This is a genomic window from Lacticaseibacillus huelsenbergensis (assembly GCF_029726355.1).
Classification (GTDB): Bacteria; Bacillota; Bacilli; order Lactobacillales; family Lactobacillaceae; genus Lacticaseibacillus; species Lacticaseibacillus casei.
Window position 1 is genome coordinate 1,167,566 of the sequence record NZ_CP120687.1, and the last position, 21,848, is coordinate 1,189,413.

General features: G+C 47.8%; 19 protein-coding genes. 11 read left to right on the top strand and 8 right to left on the bottom strand.

From position 1 onward, the window contains the following. Positions 1–124 precede the first annotated feature (124 nt). Positions 125–1,936 carry a helix-turn-helix transcriptional regulator gene (locus LHUE1_RS05230; protein ID WP_277848292.1) on the top strand — a complete coding sequence of 604 codons (1,812 nt, stop codon included), beginning with the start codon at positions 125–127 and terminating at the stop codon, positions 1,934–1,936. A gap of 137 nt (positions 1,937–2,073) precedes the next feature. Here the strand turns inward: LHUE1_RS05230 and LHUE1_RS05235 are convergent, their stop codons facing one another. Continuing rightward, positions 2,074–2,994 carry a ribose-phosphate diphosphokinase gene (locus LHUE1_RS05235; RefSeq protein WP_047106768.1) on the bottom strand — a complete coding sequence of 307 codons (921 nt, stop codon included), beginning with the start codon at positions 2,992–2,994 and terminating at the stop codon, positions 2,074–2,076. Positions 2,995–3,194: 200 nt separating this feature from the next. Between LHUE1_RS05235 and LHUE1_RS05240 the strand changes: the two genes are divergently transcribed. After that, positions 3,195–4,124: an alpha/beta hydrolase gene (locus tag LHUE1_RS05240; protein WP_010490385.1), complete on the top strand. Its 930-nt coding sequence runs from the start codon at positions 3,195–3,197 to the stop codon at positions 4,122–4,124. A gap of 116 nt (positions 4,125–4,240) precedes the next feature. Here LHUE1_RS05240 and LHUE1_RS05245 read toward each other — a convergent pair whose 3' ends face one another. The 5 genes from LHUE1_RS05245 to LHUE1_RS05265 all read right to left on the bottom strand — a co-directional run bounded on the left by LHUE1_RS05245 (position 4,241) and on the right by LHUE1_RS05265 (position 10,834). After that, positions 4,241–5,194, bottom strand: a complete 954-nt coding sequence (locus LHUE1_RS05245) for an alpha/beta hydrolase (RefSeq protein ID WP_049172714.1) — start codon at positions 5,192–5,194, stop codon at positions 4,241–4,243. 120 nt (positions 5,195–5,314) lie between these two features. Next, positions 5,315–6,469: a mannitol-1-phosphate 5-dehydrogenase gene (locus LHUE1_RS05250; RefSeq protein WP_080978161.1), complete on the bottom strand. Its 1,155-nt coding sequence runs from the start codon at positions 6,467–6,469 to the stop codon at positions 5,315–5,317. Positions 6,470–6,472: 3 nt separating this feature from the next. After that, the gene (locus LHUE1_RS05255) at positions 6,473–6,916 is read right to left on the bottom strand and encodes a PTS sugar transporter subunit IIA (RefSeq protein WP_047106766.1); all 444 of its coding nucleotides are present in this window, start codon (positions 6,914–6,916) and stop codon (positions 6,473–6,475) included. A gap of 4 nt (positions 6,917–6,920) precedes the next feature. Further along, positions 6,921–8,978 carry a BglG family transcription antiterminator gene (locus tag LHUE1_RS05260; RefSeq protein ID WP_277848293.1) on the bottom strand — a complete coding sequence of 686 codons (2,058 nt, stop codon included), beginning with the start codon at positions 8,976–8,978 and terminating at the stop codon, positions 6,921–6,923. A 35-nt stretch (positions 8,979–9,013) separates the two neighbouring features. Continuing rightward, positions 9,014–10,834, bottom strand: a complete 1,821-nt coding sequence (locus tag LHUE1_RS05265) for a PTS mannitol transporter subunit IICBA (RefSeq protein ID WP_049172710.1) — start codon at positions 10,832–10,834, stop codon at positions 9,014–9,016. 384 nt (positions 10,835–11,218) lie between these two features. Here LHUE1_RS05265 and nagB point away from each other — a divergent pair, with 384 nt between their 5' ends. The 9 genes from nagB to LHUE1_RS05310 all read left to right on the top strand — a co-directional run bounded on the left by nagB (position 11,219) and on the right by LHUE1_RS05310 (position 19,732). Then, positions 11,219–11,929 carry a glucosamine-6-phosphate deaminase gene (gene nagB / locus LHUE1_RS05270; RefSeq protein WP_049172708.1) on the top strand — a complete coding sequence of 237 codons (711 nt, stop codon included), beginning with the start codon at positions 11,219–11,221 and terminating at the stop codon, positions 11,927–11,929. A gap of 192 nt (positions 11,930–12,121) precedes the next feature. Next, entirely contained in the window at positions 12,122–12,907 is a 786-nt protein-coding gene (locus LHUE1_RS05275; protein ID WP_049172706.1) for a Cof-type HAD-IIB family hydrolase, read from the top strand. A gap of 324 nt (positions 12,908–13,231) precedes the next feature. After that, the gene (locus tag LHUE1_RS05280; protein WP_010490365.1) at positions 13,232–13,492 is read left to right on the top strand and encodes a hypothetical protein; all 261 of its coding nucleotides are present in this window, start codon (positions 13,232–13,234) and stop codon (positions 13,490–13,492) included. A gap of 10 nt (positions 13,493–13,502) precedes the next feature. After that, the gene (locus LHUE1_RS05285) at positions 13,503–13,679 is read left to right on the top strand and encodes a hypothetical protein (protein WP_047106760.1); all 177 of its coding nucleotides are present in this window, start codon (positions 13,503–13,505) and stop codon (positions 13,677–13,679) included. A 310-nt stretch (positions 13,680–13,989) separates the two neighbouring features. Beyond that, positions 13,990–14,757 carry a spr1630 family ClpXP-sensitive toxin gene (locus tag LHUE1_RS05290; protein ID WP_049172703.1) on the top strand — a complete coding sequence of 256 codons (768 nt, stop codon included), beginning with the start codon at positions 13,990–13,992 and terminating at the stop codon, positions 14,755–14,757. Between the two features lie 12 nt (positions 14,758–14,769). Beyond that, complete coding sequence (locus tag LHUE1_RS05295) at positions 14,770–15,942, top strand: spr1629 family repressor/antitoxin (RefSeq protein WP_049172701.1); 1,173 nt, start codon at positions 14,770–14,772, stop codon at positions 15,940–15,942. Between the two features lie 902 nt (positions 15,943–16,844). Then, positions 16,845–17,870: an efflux RND transporter periplasmic adaptor subunit gene (locus LHUE1_RS05300; protein ID WP_390882704.1), complete on the top strand. Its 1,026-nt coding sequence runs from the start codon at positions 16,845–16,847 to the stop codon at positions 17,868–17,870. Then, positions 17,863–18,552: an ABC transporter ATP-binding protein gene (locus LHUE1_RS05305; protein WP_010490356.1), complete on the top strand. Its 690-nt coding sequence runs from the start codon at positions 17,863–17,865 to the stop codon at positions 18,550–18,552. The genes LHUE1_RS05300 and LHUE1_RS05305 overlap by 8 nt, the downstream gene beginning before the upstream one ends. Continuing rightward, positions 18,539–19,732, top strand: a complete 1,194-nt coding sequence (locus tag LHUE1_RS05310) for an ABC transporter permease (protein WP_049172696.1) — start codon at positions 18,539–18,541, stop codon at positions 19,730–19,732. Before LHUE1_RS05305 ends, LHUE1_RS05310 begins: the two co-directional genes overlap by 14 nt. 109 nt (positions 19,733–19,841) lie before the next feature. On the opposite strand, the gene LHUE1_RS05315 is transcribed toward LHUE1_RS05310, so the two are convergent. Then, the gene (locus LHUE1_RS05315; RefSeq protein ID WP_049172694.1) at positions 19,842–21,011 is read right to left on the bottom strand and encodes a pyridoxal phosphate-dependent aminotransferase; all 1,170 of its coding nucleotides are present in this window, start codon (positions 21,009–21,011) and stop codon (positions 19,842–19,844) included. A 52-nt stretch (positions 21,012–21,063) separates the two neighbouring features. Next, positions 21,064–21,846, bottom strand: a complete 783-nt coding sequence (locus LHUE1_RS05320; protein WP_277848294.1) for a carbon-nitrogen family hydrolase — start codon at positions 21,844–21,846, stop codon at positions 21,064–21,066. Positions 21,847–21,848: the final 2 nt, after the last annotated feature.

Consider the following 21,848-nt stretch of genomic DNA (forward strand, 5'->3'; position numbering starts at 1 on the left):
CAACGTTGTCGTTTTAAGTCCAAACTTAGCGGATGACTTCACAATCGGATATAATGAAATTGAAATGTTTTCAAATTACCTAAGCTAAGATGTTTGGACAAAAAATAACGGAGGAGACTTAAAAATGCGGGGGGGGGGAGAAAAACATAACGAACTAAAAAAATTAGGTCAGTTTTTCCACGATTTCCGAATTGGGCGTGAGTTAACCTTAGAAGAAGCCGCGGGTAATTGGTCGGCACCCACCTTGTCAAGATTTGAGAGTGGCCGTATTGACGTGAGCACGCAAAAGGCTGTTGGGTTAATTCATCGAATCGGTATGGAGCCCCAAGACTTTTTGTTATTTCCTGAGGCACCTGGTGACTTCCCGATGCGCTTGCAACCTCTAATCGAAACAAATAACGTTGAGGCCTTGGCTAAGCGTAAACAAAACTTCTTTGCAGCTAATACCAAAGAAAACAGTATGACACGTCTGGCTGCTGTTCTTTTTGCCGCGGGAATTCACTGGCCAGAAAGCGACTATCGTTTTTCCGTAGCAGAGGAACAGATCTTGGCTGACCGTTTGACAATTCCTGAGAACTTAACGCCTTTTGAGTGGGAACTTCAGAGTGCATTGATCGCGCCAGCCAGTCACGAATTGCTCATGCTTCTTTGGCAACGAACAGAGCGAATGAAGCACAACATGCGTAAATTTTATCGAGGAACCATCGGCATGAAGCTTTGGCTCGGCGCATTAATGGATCGGGACTTCGAGTTTTTGAATGCTATTCGTGACGATTTGAATCTGGAACTTAAGCAATACGGGCAATTGCACGACTATACCGACACGCAAGAGGTATGGCATTTTACAAAGCTATTAGAGCAGTGGGCACAAAATCCAACGCCTGAACATGAGCAAATGCTTCACAAAATGATCGCTGCAACAGCGGATGCGGGTGCGTCAAGTCAAGCTAAGTACTTCGACCTGGTTTTTAAGCGTACTTTACAGGGCCACCCATACCATAATGAACGCTTGGTTGATCATGAGGTGCCTATCGTCGTTAAAAAGAATCCTGGCGAAGTCATTCGTAGTCGGCGAACTTATCTTGGCTTGAAACGATCAGATATTGCCCATGAGCGCGACAAATCAACGCTTCGCCGTTTTGAAACGGGCCAGACACAACTGTCTTTTGGCTCGTTGGTTCGATTGTGTGGACAGATGGCCATCTTACCAACAACTTTACTCGGCAGCATGCATGTCACTCTGCAAGGGGCACATCGGATCGTCAATCTTTATAACAGTTGGGATAATATGACAGAGATTCAAGAAAATCATTTACCAGCAAGTGACGGTGCGAAAATAATCGAAAAGCTGAAGACAGCTTCTCAGGATGTCGCGCCGCACTTGTTGGCAACCCAACTTTTTATCCTTCAACGCGCAGGTATGGAGGCAGGGATGTCAGGATTTGATGAGACTTCTCAACGTGCAACGGCACGCGTCTGCTTCCACCGAATGATGAAGTCCAATCACTGGGGCATGCTTGAATACATGACACTTCGTTATATGGTACCGTTACTTTCACTGGATGAATTAACGTTAATGTTTCGACAGGTTCAGCGGATGTTACACAAGCAGCCAAGATTCTTTGGGGTTAGTTTTGCCTTTGAAGCCATGTCTATCGCATTTGTACGCATTACCCAACTTGCACCAAAAGACGAAAACATTCAATTTTTGCACGCATTTAACTGGTTACTGAGCCTTGATTCCTCAGATGCGGCACGGTGGCAAGCCATGGGCAGTCTGTTAACGGCCTTAGATCTACTACAACCAACAAAGGCCACTCAAACTGCGCTGAATCAATTTTTGATGCGATGCAAGATAACAGGACGCGTGACCGTGTTAGCCAAGTTGACCAAACGCTGGGGTGATTTAGTGCCAAAAAACTATTTTGAACGGTGACAAAGGTATAAGAAAGCGTTTCATTAACGGACTAGCAGTCAGAAAACAATCGGCACAAAAAATCGGTTCCAGCAAGACATATGCGTCTTCTGAAACCGATTTTTTAACCTAACAGCAATTACTGCGCTTAACCTTTTTTAAAACAAAACATGAATCGACTGATTACTATTAATCAACTTAATCGCCTTGCCCAGCATTGGCCCGACGGAAACTTGGGCGAGTCCTTCGAATTGGTGCTTGGGGTCGAGCTGAATGGTGTCGGTGATGACGACCTTTTTCAAGCCTAGGTGTTTGATTCGGTCAACCGCGCCACGTGAGAAGACGCCGTGGGTTGCGGCGGCATAAATGTCGAGAGCGCCGGCTTCGCTTAAAGCCTTGTAGGAGTCAACGATCCGATCACCGGTATCGATCAGGTCATCAATGATGATGGCGTGCATGCCTTCAACGTTACCGATGACGCCGATATGATCCTGATCGCGCTTGTCCACGATGGCGATGGGCGTATGTAACTCTTCCGCCAACGCCCGGGCCTGTTTGGTGCCGCTGTGATCTGGAGCAATGACCACAACATTGTCGCCGAGATTCAGCTTCTTGAAGTAGTCTCCGATCAACCGGTGGGCCTTGAGATGGTCAACCGGAATATCAAAGAACCCTTGAATCTGGTCGGCATGCAATTCGACTGCCACAATGCGATCGACGCCATCCATTTCCAACATGTTAGCGACTAATTTGGCAGTGATCGGTTCCCGTGATCGCGCTTTTCGATCAGCACGCGCGTACCCATAATATGAAATGACCACGTTAATATGGTGTGCACTGGCGCGGCGCAAAGCGTCAACCATGATCATGAGCTCCATGAAGTTCTCATTAACCGGATCAGAGACTGACTGGATCACATAAACATCAGCACCACGAACACTTTCCGGCAATTCGATCTGAATCTCACCATCGGCAAAGTGATTAACGCTCGCGGGCGACAGCGGTAATCCGACTTCTTCCGCAATCTTTTCAGCTAATGGACGATTACCATTGAGACTGAACAACTTTAATTCGTGCATCGATTTCTCCCTTGTTCATATTTAACGGTCTGCACCGTCATTATACGAGAAAAAACAAGAAATTGCGACTGGTTATCTAATGAGTTAAAGTGATAGCAGAACATTTGCAGATTCATAAGCAAGGCTTCAGCCAACGTTAGCTTTAGCATTTGCCATGCTTTGATCCAACTGCAAGACTTGGAAATGGAGGGCTCTTTATCATGAAACAAAGCCATTTGATCGGCCTTGCAACCCCGTTGTTATTGTCAGCGGGCACCTTAGCAACTGCTGAGCGTTTTTATCAATATGCATTTCGCCGAATTAATTATATTCCGGACGCACGCAGCTCCATGCAAAAATACGCTCCGTTATATTACAGTCACGTCCATTGGGTTGAAAGTCAGCGCCATATCGAAGCCTGGCACATGACCGCCCCGGACAACCAGCGCCTCGAAGCGCTCTGGTTACCACATCCCGGCAGCAAAAAGGCCGTCATTATCGGCCACGGGTACAAGGGCACCGGTATCACTATGAGTAATTTTGCCCACATGTTTTACGATCTAGGCTTCAACGTTTTGTTGCCGGATGATCGCGGCCATGGCGAGTCAGATGGCGAATACATCAGTTTTGGCTGGTTGGATCGCCTTGACTACCTCGGCTGGCTGCAACGCATTCTCGACCGCTTAGGCAATGACGCGAAGTTACTGCTGTTTGGCACCAGCATGGGCGGCGCAACCGTTTCGTTAGTCGCCAGCGAGCCTAGCCTGCCTAAGCAAGTCAAGGCCGTGATTGAAGATTGCGGCTACACGGATGTCGAAACAGAGTTAGCGTACTTGCTCAAAAAGCAGTTTCACTTGCCACCGATGCCGTTGGTTCCGTTGGCAAGCTTTATCAATTACCGGCGACTGGGATATCCCCTGCGCGTTGTGAATGTTCGCCAGGCATTGACGCACAATCATCTGCCGCTTTTCGTCATTCATGGCGCTAATGATGTTTACGTGCCAACCGAAATGGGCCGTCAGAATTATGCTGCCTCAGCTGGCCCCAAAGCGTTGTGGATCGTTCCCGGCGCTGCGCATGCGGAAAGCTACTGGGTCAATCCGGCGGCGTATCAGGCGCACGTCAAGCGGTTCTTGGATATTTTCTTTTAGAGCCCATTCAATCAATCTGCGCAGCAAAAAACGCTTGGATGCCGTAATCTCATCCAAGCGTTTTTTCGTGGCTATTGGCCAGTAATTCACCGATTCACCGATTCGCTAAACGTTACCTAATCAAATTCGTCTTCCTCGGCTTCATCATGTTGCTTGCTCAGGTCATCAAAAGCCCGCAACATTGCCAGGTTTGTTTCAATGCTTTCCGGCCATTCCCAGTGCTGGACATTGAAGACGTGCTTGAGGTGCGGCCCGGCACTGGCAGGCCATAGCTTGGTCGTGTAGGTGACTTTATTGGCGTCGAAGACTTGCAATAAGGCCTGACTTTGTAAGTAAAAGCTATCATTTTGGCCGCCAATGAGCATGAATGGCGGCAAATCCAAGCCCTTAACCACCTGCGAGAAATTCAAATGGTCCGCTAATGCCTGATCGCCGCCGCTCAGCTTGTCCAGATAAAACGACGCCATCTCACTCATGTCACCGGCCGCTTCCGGCAGCTTACTTGGCTCAGCCACGGGGCAGACCAAAGCAACCATGGTAAAGTTAAAATTAACCCGGCTAACACCGAAGAGTTCTTGCAGCTCCTCGCTTTGCTGAATGCAGGCAACTAAGGACGCTAGATGGCCGCCTGCCGAGTCGCCGGTCAAGAGGACATGGTCAAGGTCAAACCCACGCTGAGGGCCATAATGCGACAACCAGCGCAGACTCGAAAAGATGTCTTGAATCTGGCCGCGAACATCAACATCCGGCAATAGCCGATAACCCATTCCCATCACGGCGTAACCCTGACTCGCCAAGTAACGACAATAGTTTTGGTTGAGGTTCCGATCGCCATAAAACCAGCCGCCGCCATGCACATCAATCACAGTTGGCAATGTCGCATTCCGCCGTTTCGCCGGATAATACAGATTCAGCGTCTGCTGGGGATCAGCCGAATTCTCATAGCGATATTCCGTCTCCCAGTGAACATTTTCGGGAACCCGCTCTTCGGCATACCGCGCTTTGTCCCGTGCACCGGTTTGCGCCCAGACTGCTTGAATCTTCGCCAACATTGCATCTTCATCAGCCATACAAGATTGCCTCCTATTTCTTTTCGTCACCATCGCATTAAAAAGGTTATTCCCATATTAACGCAAAAAGGCTGTCAGTGACGCACCTGACAACCTAATCGTTTATTTTCATTGTAATTTTTAACGGTCCTTCGACTTAACACTGGCTTCGACTTCATCAATCAAAGCAGCATCTTTCAAGCCGGTGACTGCTTTAATCACGTCAACCAGCGGCTGATCTTTTAGCATTGCCTGAAGTTTAACCGCTTCAGCATCGTTTGGTTCAACGTAATGGAACATCATGCCGACAGTATCCATCAAAATGCTGTAATCTAAACCGCGTTCTTTTAATTCACGAATCGGCCGGATGAAGCGTTCGTTGTAACCCAACTTGCGAATCGGCGTGCGGGCAACCCGGGAAATATCATCGGAAATGTAGGGATTCTGGAACCGTTGCAGCACCCGATTTTGATAAGTTTCGAGGTCCTTTTCGTTAAAGTTCTTGAACTCGGCGAGCAACAATGACCGGGTCTCGGCCAGTGCGCCTTTTGCCTGATTGAAGACTTTTGGATCCTTGATCGCTTCGCCAATGGTGGTGTAGCCCAGATACTTGCCGGTGTAAGCCGTGGTGGCGTGACCGGTGTTGACCGAGAAGAGTTTCCGTTCGATGTAAGGTTCCAGATCCGGAACATAATCAACGGTCTTCAGCTTCAGATCCTTATTCTTCATCTGGCTTTCGTCAACAACCCATTCTTTGAAGTCTTCGACACTGACTGCCAGCGGATCGTCATGCTTTTGCTGTGGCACAATACGGTCAACAGCCGCATTCGGGAAGCCAATATACGTATCGGCAAAGGTTTTGCCGGCGTCATCGAGATGTTCATACACGCTCTTTTTAAGCGCCTGGGACCCGCCAATCATGTTTTCACATGCAATCACATCTAGTGGTTCGTGGTTGTTGGCCGCGGCACGGGCCTGCAGCCCTTGCGCAATGAGCGGCGCAATGATTGGCAGAATCTTCGGGCCAATGGCAGTGGTCACCAAATCTGCCTGAGCAATTGCCTTCACAACTGCCTCAGGATCCTTGGCATTGTTCAAGCCGTCAACATTGTCCACATGAATCTTTTTCTCGCCTGGGGCCGCCAGCGTAATTGTATATTCACCCCGCTGATTCAACGCGTTGATAATCGTCTCGTTAACATCGACAAAATTGATCTTGAAGCCATTCGCGGCAAGTGTTTCCCCGATAAACCCGCGACCAATATTACCTGCACCAAAATGTACTGCTTCCATCATAATTTATTCAACTTCCTTCAGTAAATTGACGATTTCTTCCGGCGTTTGCGCGTCGGCTAATTTCTGGACATTCTCCACATCACTGCAATACAGCGCAATCTGCGACAAGAGCTTGAGATGTTCACCGTTCAATCCGGCAATGCCGAACACCACGGTAACCAAATTCTCATCAGCCGGATCTTCTGACCAATCAACACCCCACGGATATTGAACAACCGAGATCCCGGTTTTTTTAATATATTTCATACCTGCTTCCGTACCATGGGGAATCGCAATAAAGTTGCCCATGTATACCGAAACGTCACGATTACGATCAATCATTGAATCAATATAAGCCGGTTCAACATTGCCATTGTCGACCAGGAGTTGGCCGGCCTGACGAATGGCTTCGTCCCTGGTCTTTGCTTCCTGACCAAGCTTGATCGTGTTTACGTCAAGTCCTTTCATCATGTCACCTTCGATCAATTTTTTGGATTTCGTGCATAAAGACTTCTGTCATTACTTGATATAACTGACTATAGTTACCTTTTTCAAAAAGCCGTAAGTCAGCTGGTGAGGCAACTAGCTTGGCGCTAACCGCACTCAAAAGGGTTAATGTTTCCTGTGAAACAGGATTCGGGGTTAGCAATAACAGGATGCGCTGTAACTGGATTGTCCCCATATCCATCGCTGGTAGCGGCAACGAGCTGGCGAGATCAAAGACGCCGATGTACGGGGTGGTGACCCCTTGGCTGCTGGTGTGAATCATCGCCAGCCCAGTGTCCGGAATACCGACAGGGGCCAACTCCAGCCGCTTTAACAAAGCTTCTTTAACTACCGGTGCTTCGGCAACAACAGTCGGTAACCGGCTGAGTATCGCGTCAATCGCAGCCGCAATCGTTGTGACTGGCGCCGTCATGTCAGTTACGGCAAAGTGTTGCAATAAACCATCTGCCGCCATCACCATTGTTTTCAGACTTTCAAACGCCGTGACCGTCTGATCCAGCGACGGTTGGTTCGCCGGTCGCACCTGTTTGGGCGTAGCCTTTTGAACTAACCGGCGAATTTCGGCCATTTCTTCGCGCCCCAGGATCGGGGTAATCACCAGATATTGGTGTTTGAAGCCCGGTAACGGCATGGTCGCCAACACCAAGTCATAATGTTCGAGTTGCTGCTTAGGTAAATCGCTGACTTGAATGATTTTGATCTTGCGAATCTCAGGCACCTGGACCCGTAATTTCCCGGCAATCAAACTGCCGGTCCCGGGACCATCACTCGTGATCAACAACACCGCAACCGGTGCATCGGTTCGCGTATGGTCTAAAACCGAGGCGAAGTACAAAACCAGATAGCCTAACGCATTGCCGGTAAAGGCGCCGCGCCCGAAAACGTCATCAGCCGCTTGCTGGACCGCCTGATAAAGTTCCGGATAGTCATCACGCAAATGGGCAAGCACCGGATTCGTCATCGTGACCCCTGGCAGCCAATCGCCACCGGTTGTCCGCTGAACATGGGCAAGTAGTGAGGAATAAAGCTGCGTATTTCCGGAAAATTTCCCGGGAAATTTTCGCGCCACTTCGCGAATTAATTCTTGAACTTCCAGGTTAATGGTCAAATCAAACGGATCAACCTGTTCTCCAGCCAAGCCGCCACGAATGTTACTGAGTTCAACCGCCAGAAACTGATAGTCGCCGACGCGCACTTTTTCTCGGATGGTGGGATCCATTTCGGCTAGAAACTGGAGTGCCAGTTGTTGATCCTGAAACAGTCGTTCCTGGTCAAAATGGGGTTGGGCCTTCGCATGATGATCTTCGCGCAACCGATGCGTGTTAACGGCAACGGTGAGTAACACTGCTTTGCGTTGATTGTCGCTCAGGTCGGCTAGCGCTTCGATTCGGGATAATGCGGTATTGGCTGCTAGTAGCTCTTCTTGCGGCAACCGTTTGATGAAGTAATCCGTCACCGGATCAAAGGTTTGCCGCGGATCATTTAAGAAACGAAAGAACACATACGGATTAATCTCGGCATTCAAGACGCCGACAAGCACCCGCCGAATATCGCCTTCCTGCCCTTCAATCCAAATGCCGGCAGCTTTTTGGCGATTCAACTTGAGATGATATTCATTGAGTGCCGGTTCCAGAATATCAAGGTCTTGTTTAATGGTGGTCACGCTGACATCCACATCGGTTGCTAAGGCCGTCATGGTTTTGGGTGCGCCCGCATTCAGCATCATTAAGATCAAGGCGCTCTGACGCTGACTGGGATCGAACGTCAGGTCTTGTTGTTGCTGGGCCAACGTCTCCGACAATTTTGCCAGATCCGTTGTCGCGCCTGTTAACCGGTAGGAACTGCCATCACCTTTGTCGAGCCGTAAGTTCAAGGCGGTAATATCATGCTCCAGTTGCGAAAGTTCACGGTAAATGGTCCGGCGGCTGACACCCAGCTGTCGTTGCAGCTCGTCACGGCTCACACCGGCGGGCTGACTCATCATCAGTTTGATCATTTTCTGTTCACGATTCGTTAGTAACATGTTTTTCGCCCCAGACGACCGCAACTCGACCTCGCCTATTTCATTTTATCAATAAGTTTATCATAGTTCGTTGCGTTCAAAAGACCGTCGACGGTATAGACTTGAACATTGGCAAACTGTAATTTAACGCGGCGTGCCGTTTCCTTTGAAGCGATAATTAACACGTTGTCTTTGTCCTCAATCTCGCCGATCGCGACATTGCGTACCTTGACATCCTTGTTGAGTTTCCGCAACTCGGAGCGGAAGGTTGCCTGGGCCATCGTTGCGGAGCCGATGTTTTGATCATGATGCAGGAAGTCAACTTCCGTAATCTTGTCAAAATCAATCTCGTTCAATTCGTCTTCCGGTGTTTCCTGTTGCGCTTTCGGCGCTTCTGCGGTAGCCGTTTCATTTGTACCGCCAACCGCTTCAGCTTTCAGACTGGCAATGATTTCGTCGTACTTTGGACTATTCAGGAAGTTTTCAACCGCAACGTGAGCGGCACCCGGCGTCTGTTTCTTGGCACGATCCGCCAGTTCATCTTGGGTAACAACCAACAGTCCCGGCTTGTCTTGCAAATTACTGATTGCTGTGTTGGTAACTGAAAGATCCAACCCAGCCTTCTTGACTTTATCACGCAGAATCGAAGCACCCATTGCGCTTGAACCCATGCCGGCATCGCAAGCAAAGATGATTTGTTTGATGCCCTTAGCCTGATTCATCACGTCTTTGGCGGCCTCGACATTTTGTCCCTTGGCTTCCGCCTTCATGGATTTCATCTTAGCTTCACTCTCAGCCAGTTCATCGCCGCTCGTGCTCTTATCCCGGCGTAGAATGACTGCAGAGATAAGGAAGGAAACGACTGTGGCACCGGTGACACCGATGAGCAAACCAAGGTAGTTGCCCAAACTCTTAGGTGACATCAGGAATAACGAAATAATGGAACCTGGTGATGGTGAGCTCTTCAAACCAACATTAAAGATGGAGAACAATGTCGTGCCAGTAACACCGCCAGCCATAACTGACAGGAACAACGCTGGCTTCATCAAAACATACGGGAAGTAAATTTCGTGAATACCACCAAAGAAATGAATGATGATGGCAGATGGCGCAGAACCTTTTGCGGCACCTTTACCAAATAAAGCAAAGGCCAGCAAAACGCCGAGCCCTGGGCCTGGATCAGGCTCAAGTAAAAACAGAATCGATTTCCCATGCTCAGCTGCAGCTTGAATACCAAGTGGTGTGAGAATACCTTGATTAATCGCATTGTTCAGGAACAAAATTTTCGCTGGTTCAATAAAGATATTAGCCAACCAAATCAAGCCGTGACGAATAATCCAGTCAACACCAGCAGCCATAACATTTGTCAGGCCTGAAATAATGGGACCCATCAGGAAGAAACCAACAATGGCTAATAACATCCCGATAATGCCGGCACTAAAATTATTGACCAGCATTTCAAAGCCTTGCTTAATCTTTTCCTGGAAGCGGTTATCCCACTTCTTGATGCACCAGCCTCCCAATGGACCCATGATCATCGCACCAATGAACATAGGTACGTCGGTGCCGACGATGACGCCCATCGTTGCAATAGCACCAACGACCCCGCCACGATGACCTGCCACCATCGAACCGCCAGAAAAAGCGATTAACAATGGTAGCAAATAGGTAACCATCGGCGTAATCATCTTTGCTAGGTTCGCATTTGGATACCAACCACCTTTGAGGAAGATGGCAGTAATGAGGCCCCAAGCAATAAAGGCACCGATGTTTGGCAACACCATGCCGGAAAGCTTGGTCCCGAATGATTGCATACCGGCCTTCAGATTGAATTTCTTCTTCTCCGTTACCGGCGTGTTTGCTGATTTAGCTTCCAAAGCAAACACACTCCTTTCCCTTGTTTACGGAGATTATTGTAACCGCTTCATGTAATCGCTGACAAAAGCTACTTTGGCACAGTTGGCTGTGCCAAATATTCACCCCAAGCCTTTTCTATCATTCATTTGCCAAAACAGCGCCAAATAGACGATAACAGTGTTCGTTAACTGTTTCACAGGTTATTTTAATGGGAACGATTGCTGCATATCAGCGACATTCAGCCATGATGCCAACTTCAAAAGACTGCTTTTCATCCATATATAAAAGTCTTGACGAATGAGCAAAGGTTTTTTAAGAAAATCCAAATTTAGGTATAGACCATTGTTGACAAGGTTACTTTTTGATGCTATATTGGACTAGACCAGATAAGGGGGATATCAATTATGGATGTTAAAGTTTTTGATAACGACACAGAAGCAGGTAAATACGCATTTGAACTGATTAAGCAAGGGATGGACAACGGCGCCAAGGTGCTTGGTTTGGCTACCGGCAGCACCCCTGTCACCATGTATCAGGCAATGGTGAACAGTGATGTTGATTTCAGCAACATGACATCGATCAACTTGGATGAATATGTTGGCATGTCACCGGATAACGATCAAAGTTATCGCTACTTCATGCAGAGTCACCTTTTTGACAAGAAGCCGTTTAAGGAAACCTTCGTGCCAAACGGCCTTGCCAAGGATCCTGAAGAAGAAACCAAGCGTTACAACAAAGTCATTGCCGATCACCCAATCGACATTCAGGTTCTGGGGATTGGCCGCAACGGTCACATTGGCTTCAACGAACCGGGTTCACCGTTTGATGCAGAAACACGGAAAGTTCCGTTAACCCAAAACACCATTGACGCCAACGCTCGCTTCTTTGAAAATAAGGACGATGTACCGCGTTACGCTTATTCTATGGGTATCGGTTCCATCATGAAGAGCAAGAAGATCTTGCTTCTGGCCTTTGGTGAAAACAAAGCCGACGCCGTTCAAAAGATGATCGAAGGCCCGGTTACCAACGACGTGCCTGCATCTATTTTGCAGAAGCATCCGAATGTTGTTGTCATCTTGGACAAAGCAGCTGCAAGTAAGTTGAGCAAGAAATAGAACATTGTTAAAACGAACTACTAAAAGCGGGCTAATTGGCCTGCTTTTTTTAATGTGAGCGTGAGTCAGCGCGCTTAGAAGCAGGCGAACGCGTTATGGCATAAGCCCGTTCACACTCTGCAAGCGCTTCTATTTTTACTATGGATTCATGGTAAAATGAAGCCATCACAAACTCGGATATCGGAGGAAATTATGTATAAAGCCGTTGTATTTTTCGATTTAGATCAAACCCTGCTCAACGATGAAAAGCAAGTGCCGCCTGAAAACGTAAAGGCGCTTAAAGCGTTGGAGGCCAATGATGTGCTGCCGGTCATTGCTACTGGCCGCAGCTACTATGAACTAGCCGATATTATGGCCGCTACTGGCATTCGGAGCGCGATTACGGCAAACGGCGGGGATGTTTTCCTTAATGGCGAGCATATTTTTCAAAGCGTCATCGGCGAACCTCAGCTGGTGCGGTTTCTCAATGCAACCGCGGCTCAGGATATTCAGGTGGCCATGTACTCCAGTGAGGCCTCTGCTTTAACCGGCTATGACCAACTCACCACCGATAATTATGCACAAGTGCACCAAACCCCGCCGCCGATCAATCCTAAGTATTATCAGGAGGCCTCACTGTCGCTGTTGCTTATCTTCTTGCCTTGGAATCAGACCGGCGATCAGTTAGGTAAGCAGTTCATTCAGGACTTCCCCGAATTGACCTTCTATCGCAATTCCCACTTTTCCTTTGATGTCGTCAATCATGGCATTTCAAAAGGCAGTGGCATGTCGGTTCTGTTGAATCAGCCAGCCTTGCGCGGTGTGCCTACCTATGCGTTTGGTGACGGCTACAACGACATTCCGCTCCTGCAAGCCGCCAATACTGGCATCGCCATGGGAAACGCCTATCCCAAGGTTGCCGCAATTGCCGATTACCAAACCGATGACTACCGCAAAAATGGCATTCCCAACGCACTTGCCCACTTCAACCTAATTTAACTGATCCGCATACCAAACTCGGGACTCAAAAAGCATTGCGATTATTAAAAATTTGATAGCAACATCGATACCCCTTTGCAAACACGCGTTCTCATCATTTTCTCCAAAATTCATGGCCGAAAATTATTTAATTTTTGCGCCTAAAACGTTGTTACATCAGCATTTTCAGCGACCCCTATAACGTGTTCGCCACGCAAAGTCAAGACCGCAGTAGCGCGAATTTTCTGCTATACTCAAGGCATGCTGCACGTTATTTGGGCGTGATCGTGTCACTGATCAGTAACGCTGCGGCATCGCAAAATCTGCTGATGGAGGGGTCTCGTTATGTTAGAACAATCGACAATGCATCCTGTAGTTTGGATCAACAAACATACTTATATCAGTATCGTTAAAAATGCGGACTATAATTTAGAAGTCTGGGAGATTACCGCCGAAAATCGGCAGCATCGGATGGCGCGGATGAACTACAAATATCATCGTGATAATTTCGCCGGGTTCATCTATCGACTCTTTCCGCAGATTGATCTCATTCAAATTCACAATATTCAAAAGAAGATCAACCCATATTTCGATTTAGAAGTTTAGAGGTGTTCACATGGATAGTCTGGTCGTTCAATTACTAATCATGGTCGTTGTCGCCTTCATCATCACGTTGGCGGTGATCGTAGCCGAATGGCGTACCAAAACATTCAAGACATGGCAAATCAGTGTCCAATCCGTTGTCGCCATCCTGCTATTAGCCATTGGCATTAGCTTGTTGACGGTTCGCTAGTCCTCCATTTGATGTGGCTGCCATCTGGAAGAAGCTTTTGACGTTCTGCTAACCTTTTGCCCCCGTCATAACGCCCGTTGACCGTCAAATGCTTCGTTTTCTAGATAGCGAACCGCAATATGATCAAAAGGTCGATAGCCACAAGTTGGCTCAGCCAGTGAACATTTAAAAATCAGTCCCAACAAATTCTTCTTGTTGGGGCTGATTTTTTTATGGCGAACAAGTTTACTTTAAAAAACAAACGATATTTGCGGTAAAATTTAAATTTATATGCTAGAATTAAGCAAAATTCGCAAGGAGGCGTAAGTACATGGATGACTTCAAGTTGCCTACTTTAATGGCACAACGATTGGTTGACGGTTTAATGGGAGGTTACAAAGAATACCTCGCCGAGCGTAAACAGAAACAGCAGGCATTGACAATCAGTGGTGCTTTTGCTTGGACGCGAAGTAATTTCATTGACTCTAAAATCAGCGAACTGTTTAGCCAAGACGACACCGTTGACAGTCAGATCGACAAAGCCGGGTATGCTTGGGAATATCTTCAGTTTATCCAAGAAAACGATAATGACCGAGCACTCATCATCGTTAAAAACGCGCGGCAAGTAAAGCGAAACTTCAACGGTGCCACTGCGTCGATCGATAAAAATAATTATCTTTATCGATTGGCGGGTATCAATAACACTTGGAGCGCAGCTGGCCTGTTAAGCGGTAAGCCAACTGATCGTGTTGTCCAGTTGGAACTCGCCTTACCAGAAGCAACCACGGATTTTGAACATCTTGCAGAACAGGTGTCATCAAAGTTTTCAAAGTTCTACATTGTCACTTACGAGGTGGATAATGTAAGCAAGATGATTTCAGACATTGAGTTAACAATGCCGAATCAATCTAAGATGACCTTATCGCCAATTCAAAACTTGACTCCCTTGATAAGCCGTAGTCAATTTCAAATCAATTCTGAAGAACTAGAAACCATTCAAGGTGATCAAGTGCCAGATGCAGCGTATGAACAAAACACGTTGTTTGGCTATGAAATTAATACCGATGCAGAGAATGAAAGGGAGGCCGGCGCAGAATAAGCGCCCTTCGTCATGTTTATTGGCTCAAAACTAAAAGCACTGCGGGAATTAAACGGCTATACCCGCAAAGATCTTAGCGTCCAAATCGGGGTAACCGAACAAGCCGTCTGGCAATACGAAACCGAAAATGTTATGCCCAAAATCGAGATCCTTAATGCCCTTCAACAGATTTTCAACGTTGACATGGCCTTTTTAGTGAACGGTAATGCACCGAAACATGTTGTGCATGAAGCAAAGATCGCGTTCCGGACGACAGATCGTTCAAGTCGGAAAAAGACAAAGCTAGAAGCCCGCTATTTAGATTTTGCAGACGGCTTAACTAGCTACTTTGAAAAGTTCGTCAGCGTCAGGCCCGCCGGATTCGATAAACTTCAACAAATGGTACAAACAAAGCTGTCTGGAACGAACAACCTGACAAAGATTCGTGAAGTTGCTAAAATAGCCCGACAGTTTCTAGGCCTTCAGGATAATCATGACTTAATGGCAAAACTTGAACAAGTCGGTATCTATATAGTTGAGAAAGACCTCGGTGTCCATATCGACGCCTATTCAACCATAACCGATAACGGACATGCATGGATTGTACTAGGCTCCATTAAGAAGTCAGCCGTTCGCCGCAATTTTGATCTCGCCCACGAATTAGGTCATTTGCTTCTTCATGGTGCCATTGACTTTGATGAACTAACAGCGGCTGAATATAAGCAAATCGAACATGAAGCTCACACTTTTGCAGCAGAATTCCTTTTACCCATTGAGGATTTCACTGCGGACTTCAAAAAACTTTATCGACGTTCAAATCCTGATTATTATCTTGATTTAAAACGTAAATATCTGGTCTCGATTGTCGCCATGGCGATGCACGCATACGCACTAGGACTTATGAGTTATCAAGAACAACGCTATTTCTTTGGTCAACGTTCAAAAAAGGGTTACAAAATCATGGAACCATTAGATGATCAACTGGTGCCAGTCCGTCCGGGGAAAATTCGTGCTCTTATAACGCTCCTATTTAATCAGCAAGTGCTGACGCTTCGAGATCTTTCGCGTCATCTTCATGTCAGACCGACGTTCATTGCCCAGCTCTTCGCATTGGAACCCGACTTCTTCACAAAGTATCAACCGCAGCACAGCTACGCTAATATGCAGAATGTCATTCCATTTCCTCGTCGTTTTACGAAAAACTAAATTGATTAAAACGATATTGGCGCCTGATGGAGATCCCCATCCATTCCCTTTCACTGACACAAGTATTAACTAAGGAGTCGCACTATGCCTAAGCACCTACGCCAATTTTTATTGACTTACAACGCTGACCTCCGTATGCGTCCTTTAACTTACTGCTTTCTAAATACATGCTTATTCGCTCTTTACTTTATTGCGTTCATGAGCATACTCATCTCTTACGAAGCACTTTGGTCAATCTCTATCGTCATATTCATCTGTTTATTGAATTTCCTCATAAACATCATTTCAGTCGTCTCTCACGCGAATAACGCTGCTTTATCCAGTCTCTTTAAAACCAGACGGCGCTGGCTGATTCAATTTATCGGCACTGCTTTAGTGTCTGTTGCGTTGTTCTCTTTGGGGCTTCTGACTAAACTCTGATCCTTTTCGCTGTTTATACCGTTAACAGTATAGTCTCAAGGACATTTTGCCTTGCCTTTTTATAATTTCTTGAAGGATATCTTTATTTAGTACAACTTTGGTCTCGATCTTTTGAGGCCATTTTTTATTTCGTTTCAGTTTCAACTAATCCAACTGTTTCACGTGAAACTTTTTAACAAAATTAAAAGACCCGAAAAATAAGCCGCCTGTTATCTCAAGTTAACAATTCACCTAATCCCCTAGCCTGTTTCGTCTGACGCATGCCAATACCTACACAAAATCCCCCCTCCAACTTTTAGCTGTCATTTATTTTACAAAGTTCGTTTCTTAATCGGAAAACCAACAAAATTCGGCGAAATCTATGATTGGACGTTAACCCAATCAATCCGTATACTTGCACCAACGGCACGGTAAAAATACGTTTACATGGAGGCGGAAGTTTGAAAAAGCGACAGGCGAAGCACAAAGGTATTTCCCAACGAATGGTGATCATTGGCATCGGAATTTTAGCCATCATTGTTGTAACCATTGTTTTCTTCATGACCCAACACAAGCAACCCCAACAGTCAACGACTTCGAACGCGGTGGCGACTTTTCAGGTTAAGCGCCACGAATTGCGGTTGTCCGGCCAAGCCCAGGCAACACGCACGCAAAAAATCGAAGTTCCTGAAGGCACGGTGCAGAATCAATCGGTCAAAAACGGTGATACCGTGACGGCCGGCCAACAACTGCTAACGGTCTACCACCCTGACGTTCAGGAAAAAATCACGACAGCCAACCAGTCACTCCAAAAACAACAACGCAGCCTCAAACAATTGGATGACAAAATCAACCAACTCAAGTCGTCACTCAATCAATTGGCAGCTGACGATCCGCAAAGATCTGATTTGCAGAGCCAACTGGACGAAGCACAAAGCAGTCGCCAGGATTCGGCCGCGGCTGTTGACGAGGCCAACCAAGATGTTGCTAAACTGCAACAAAATCTCAACACCGTTGTTAAGGCGCCGTTTGCCGGTCGCCTGTTTATTGACTATCAAGCAAACGGCCAGCAGTCGATCACCGAAACCTCATCAGAAATGGAAGCAGTCGGTCAGGTTTCCGAATTTGATTATGCCGATGTTAAAGTTGATCAGTCGGTAACAGTGCAGGCGCTGTCAACCAAAACGAAACAGACAACTTCCATTAACTTTATCAGCAGCGATCCGGCGAAATCCAGCAAGCCGAACCTGGCGAAGTACGATGTCACCGCTAAGTTAGATCACGGCTTTTTAAACGGTCAGTCGGTCAGCATGATCATCCCTCTAAGCGGCCTGCAAATTCCTAAAACCGCGGTACGCCAAGGCGCTGTCTACAAGGTGGTCAACGGCCGCGCAGTGCGGACCAAGATCACTTACACCAAAAAAGACGACATGTATGAAGTCACGGATGGCCTCAGCAGCGGCGACCGCATTTTGGAAAATCCTACCAAGTCAACCAAAGACGGAGCGAAGGTGACCGTTGATGATTGATCTTCAGCATGTTAACAAAAGTTACGGTCAAGGTGCGACTGCTTTTCACGTCCTCAAAGACATCAATCTGCACATTGACGAAGGTGAATTCGTTGCGATCATGGGGCCTTCGGGTTCTGGCAAGTCGACCTTGATCAATATTATCGGCTTTCTCGACACGGCATTTGAAGGTAAGTATTTTTTCCAAGACGAAAATGTCGCCGACTTCAATGCGACTAAAGCCTCACGCATGCGGAATCGTCACGTCGGGTTTGTCTTTCAAAATTTCAGCCTCATTCACAACCTGAATATTTTTGAAAATGTCCTCATCCCTTTAAGCTATGGCGGACACCGGCGATCGGAGGTGCGTGGCAAAATCTCCGAGTTACTTGAGTCAGTCGGCCTCACCGGTATGGAAAATAAATTGCCGCGTAATTTATCCGGTGGGCAGCAACAGCGGGTGGCGATTGCCCGCGCCTTAGCGAATTCGCCGCAATTTCTGATTGCTGACGAACCCACTGGCGCCTTGGACAGTCACACATCCGCAGACATTATGCAACTTTTCAAAGAATTACACCGAAAAGGCGGCACGATTATCATGGTCACGCATGATGAGCATGTCGCCGAACAAAGCGATCGGATGATTAAAATCCTAGACGGCCAGATCATCAGTGATACGGAGGTGGCCCATGCGACTAAGTGAACTCATCAGAATCTCCTTCCGCGCACTGGCGGCTAACAAACGCCGCAGTTTCTTAACGATGATTGGGATTGTCATTGGGATTGCCTCCGTCGTCACGATTCTTTCGTTAGGTAACGGCATCAAAGCGGCAACCGTGAAAAACCTGCAAGCCAATACCCAAGGCCAGCAAACCGCCGAAATCACCTTCAATCCTACGAGTAGCAGCGAGACCGATGCCGGCTTCAAAGAAAGTGACATCACACTGGCAAAGCAAACGGCACCGGATAAAATCAAAAAAGTCGTCATTAAACATGACGAAGAAAATCTCCAAGTCAACGGTCAGCTGGCAAATGCCGATACCATGATGTCTGTCACCTTGGTCAATAAGGCAAAACCCAACATTCAGCTAAACGCTGGTCATGGTTTTAGCCAAGAATCGTTACAGACAGACGGCGAGGATGCGTTAATTTCCAAAAAGCTCGCCAAAAAGGTTTTCCACGGCAATACCGCAGCATTAAACTCCTCCTTGGAACTTGGAACCAAAAACTACAACATTATCGGCGTTTTCAGCCCGCCCAAAACCCCGTATTCCGCGCTGGACGTTGATGTCTTAGTGCCGGAAAAAGCCTATCGTGCGGGCCAGCTTTCTCAGGAAGGCCGAAAACTGGCGATCACGTATAAAACCGGCAGCGATGTTAGTAAGTTGACCAACAATGTTGTTCGCCAGCTGAAAAAATCCGGCAGCGAACGACGCAGCGGCGAGTATTCGTACTTTGATTACGGCGAATTGCTGAAAGGCATCGGCAATGTCATCAGTGCCTTAACGCTATTTGTAAGTGCCATTGCCGGCATCTCCCTTCTGATTGCAGGTGTTGGCGTCATGAACATGATGTATATTTCTGCTTCGGAACGGTCGCAGGAAATCGGCATCCGAATGGCAGTCGGTGCCACACCTGCCGAAATCATGAAACAGTTTCTTTTAGAATCGGTCATGCTGACACTGACAGGCGGTGTGGTCGGATTGATTGTGGGTGCGTTAACCGCTTGGATCATCGCGATGTTCCTACCGTTCAAACCCGTCGTCACGTTGGGCTCCATTATCGGCACCTTTGCCATTTCAAGCATTGTCGGCATCGTGTTTGGCTTATTGCCAGCGAAAAGTGCGGCTAATAAGAATCTGATTGATATTTTGAAGTCATAATGTTTCGTTCCACCTACAAGCGCTAGTGGTCAAATGACTAGCGCTTTTTTGCTGCCTCAAAAAAGCCGCAGCATCCAGTCATTGTGACCGAATGCTGCGGCTTCATTTTTTAGAACAATCCCAGCTTCCCGATACGCTGGGCTGCCTCCTCCAACCGTTGTGGACTGGTAAGTAAGCCAATTCGCACGTAACCTTCTCCATGGTCGCCAAAGCCGTTACCGGCAGCTACGGCCACGTCTGCCCGCTCCAAAAGTAGTTCGGTGAAGGATTCGCTGGTGTAACCGGCAGGCACGGGCATCCACGCGTAAAACGTGCCGGGGGATTTTTTCCCATGCCACCCAATGGCCTCTGTCGCCGAGAACCACGCATCGCGGCGTTGTTGATATAAATCAATCAGTTCGGGCACTGATGTCTGATCGCCAAGCAGTGCTTCGATGCCTGCTTCCTGAATCGCAGGGAAAACCGAGACAAACAGATGATCCTGAATCAGATTAATGGCCTCGATCATATCAGCATTGCCTGCTGCAAAGGCCAAGCGCCAGCCAGCCATGTTATAAGTCTTCGAGAGCGTGTAAAGTTCAATGCCCACATCCTTTGCCCCAGCACTCTGCAAGAAACTTACCGGCCGCTGACCATCAAAGCCGAGCGCGCCATAAGCAAAATCACTGACAATGCCGATGTGATGAGCCTTGGCAAAGGCAACAGTTTGGTCGTAAAACGCCGGAGTTGCCACCGCAGTCGTGGGATTATTCGGATAGTTCAAATAAAGCAGCTTGGCAGCATCGGCCACCGCTGGGTCGATGGCTGCATAATCAGGAAGCCAGTCATGGTCCGCGGTCAGCGTCATCAGGGCTAGTTTCACGCGCGCCAATGTGACGCCTGACAGATAGTCCGGGTATCCCGGATCCGGCAGCAAAATTGTCTCACCGGGGTTCATCAAGGCAAGCGGCAGTTCCACCAAGCCAATTTTGGAGCCGCCCAAAACCGCAATTTCCTTTTCCGGATCCAACTGAACGCCATATTCGCGTTCGTAAAATTCGGCCGCAGCCTGCTTGAAGCTTGGTAAGCCGCGGAAAAGTGAATACTTATGATTACCTGGCTTAGCCACCGCCTGTTGGGCTACCTGCACGATGTTGGCCGGTGTCGGCTGGTCCGGATTCCCCTGGCCTAAATTGATCACGTCATGGCCGGCCGCAATCCGGGCATTGACATGTTTGACGAGGCTGGCAAAAAACTGCTTAGGCAGCGCTTGAAGCACCGCTGATTCTGAAAATATCACTGGTCTGATTCCCCTTTTTAATGAGTTTGCATGGTTAGTGTGCCTGGCGTGCTTAATACAGTTCCGGCCGCCGATCTGTGAAGACTGGAATTTGTTGACGCGCGGCCGCAATCTGAGCCAAGTCGATGGTGACGATGCCGACTTGCGGCTGATCGTCCAGTTGCAACAGGCGCTTGCCGAACGGATCAATCACTTGGCTTTGCCCGCCAAAATCATTGCCAGGATCTTGACCAACCCGATTCACCGCCACCACAAAGGCCTGATTTTCGATGGCGCGAGCGGTCAGTAACGCCGCAAACTGTGGTAAGCGCGGCATCGGCCATTCAGCCGGCAGGAAAAACAGCTGCGTGCCGTCACTCGCCATGCGCCGGAACCACTCCGGGAACCGCAAGTCATAGCAAATCGCCACACTGGCTGGTACTGCAAGCGTAAAGTGGTTAGCCTCGGATCCGGCAGTAATGAACTTTTCTTCATTCATCAGGCGAAAAAGATGCGCCTTCGCATACGACGCCAGCAAGTGGCTCTGAGCGTCCAGTGTCAAACTGCGATTAAAAAAATGCTCATTTTCTGCCGTGGCAACCGAGCCACCCACAATCGTCAGGTGATAGTGGCGGGCAAGATCGCTTAAAAAAGTCTGCGTCCGCAAGCCATCCGGATCGGCAAGCGTCTCTAAATGTTCCAGGTCGTAGCCGGTATTCCACATTTCCGGTAACACGACAACATCCGCCTTTTTTCGGGCTGCCTCGGCCACCGAATCCGCCACCTTTTGATAATTTTGCTCAGGTTGCCCAAAAGCAATGTCGATTTGCGCTAAAGCAAGTGTTAACTGAGTCATCT

What these genes read in the sequence shown, in the direction of transcription:
- LHUE1_RS05230 (WP_277848292.1), top strand. Translation starts at nt 125, where the DNA reads ATGCGGGGGGGGGGAGAAAAACATAACGAACTAAAAAAATTAGGTCAG.
- LHUE1_RS05235 (WP_047106768.1), bottom strand. Translation starts at nt 2,994, where the DNA reads ATGCACGAATTAAAGTTGTTCAGTCTCAATGGTAATCGTCCATTAGCT.
- LHUE1_RS05240 (WP_010490385.1), top strand. Translation starts at nt 3,195, where the DNA reads ATGAAACAAAGCCATTTGATCGGCCTTGCAACCCCGTTGTTATTGTCA.
- LHUE1_RS05245 (WP_049172714.1), bottom strand. Translation starts at nt 5,194, where the DNA reads ATGGCTGATGAAGATGCAATGTTGGCGAAGATTCAAGCAGTCTGGGCG.
- LHUE1_RS05250 (WP_080978161.1), bottom strand. Translation starts at nt 6,469, where the DNA reads ATGATGGAAGCAGTACATTTTGGTGCAGGTAATATTGGTCGCGGGTTT.
- LHUE1_RS05255 (WP_047106766.1), bottom strand. Translation starts at nt 6,916, where the DNA reads ATGAAAGGACTTGACGTAAACACGATCAAGCTTGGTCAGGAAGCAAAG.
- LHUE1_RS05260 (WP_277848293.1), bottom strand. Translation starts at nt 8,978, where the DNA reads ATGTTACTAACGAATCGTGAACAGAAAATGATCAAACTGATGATGAGT.
- nagB (WP_049172708.1), top strand. Translation starts at nt 11,219, where the DNA reads ATGGATGTTAAAGTTTTTGATAACGACACAGAAGCAGGTAAATACGCA.
- LHUE1_RS05275 (WP_049172706.1), top strand. Translation starts at nt 12,122, where the DNA reads ATGTATAAAGCCGTTGTATTTTTCGATTTAGATCAAACCCTGCTCAAC.
- LHUE1_RS05280 (WP_010490365.1), top strand. Translation starts at nt 13,232, where the DNA reads ATGTTAGAACAATCGACAATGCATCCTGTAGTTTGGATCAACAAACAT.
- LHUE1_RS05285 (WP_047106760.1), top strand. Translation starts at nt 13,503, where the DNA reads ATGGATAGTCTGGTCGTTCAATTACTAATCATGGTCGTTGTCGCCTTC.
- LHUE1_RS05290 (WP_049172703.1), top strand. Translation starts at nt 13,990, where the DNA reads ATGGATGACTTCAAGTTGCCTACTTTAATGGCACAACGATTGGTTGAC.
- LHUE1_RS05295 (WP_049172701.1), top strand. Translation starts at nt 14,770, where the DNA reads ATGTTTATTGGCTCAAAACTAAAAGCACTGCGGGAATTAAACGGCTAT.
- LHUE1_RS05300 (WP_390882704.1), top strand. Translation starts at nt 16,845, where the DNA reads ATGGTGATCATTGGCATCGGAATTTTAGCCATCATTGTTGTAACCATT.
- LHUE1_RS05305 (WP_010490356.1), top strand. Translation starts at nt 17,863, where the DNA reads ATGATTGATCTTCAGCATGTTAACAAAAGTTACGGTCAAGGTGCGACT.
- LHUE1_RS05310 (WP_049172696.1), top strand. Translation starts at nt 18,539, where the DNA reads ATGCGACTAAGTGAACTCATCAGAATCTCCTTCCGCGCACTGGCGGCT.
- LHUE1_RS05320 (WP_277848294.1), bottom strand. Translation starts at nt 21,846, where the DNA reads ATGACTCAGTTAACACTTGCTTTAGCGCAAATCGACATTGCTTTTGGG.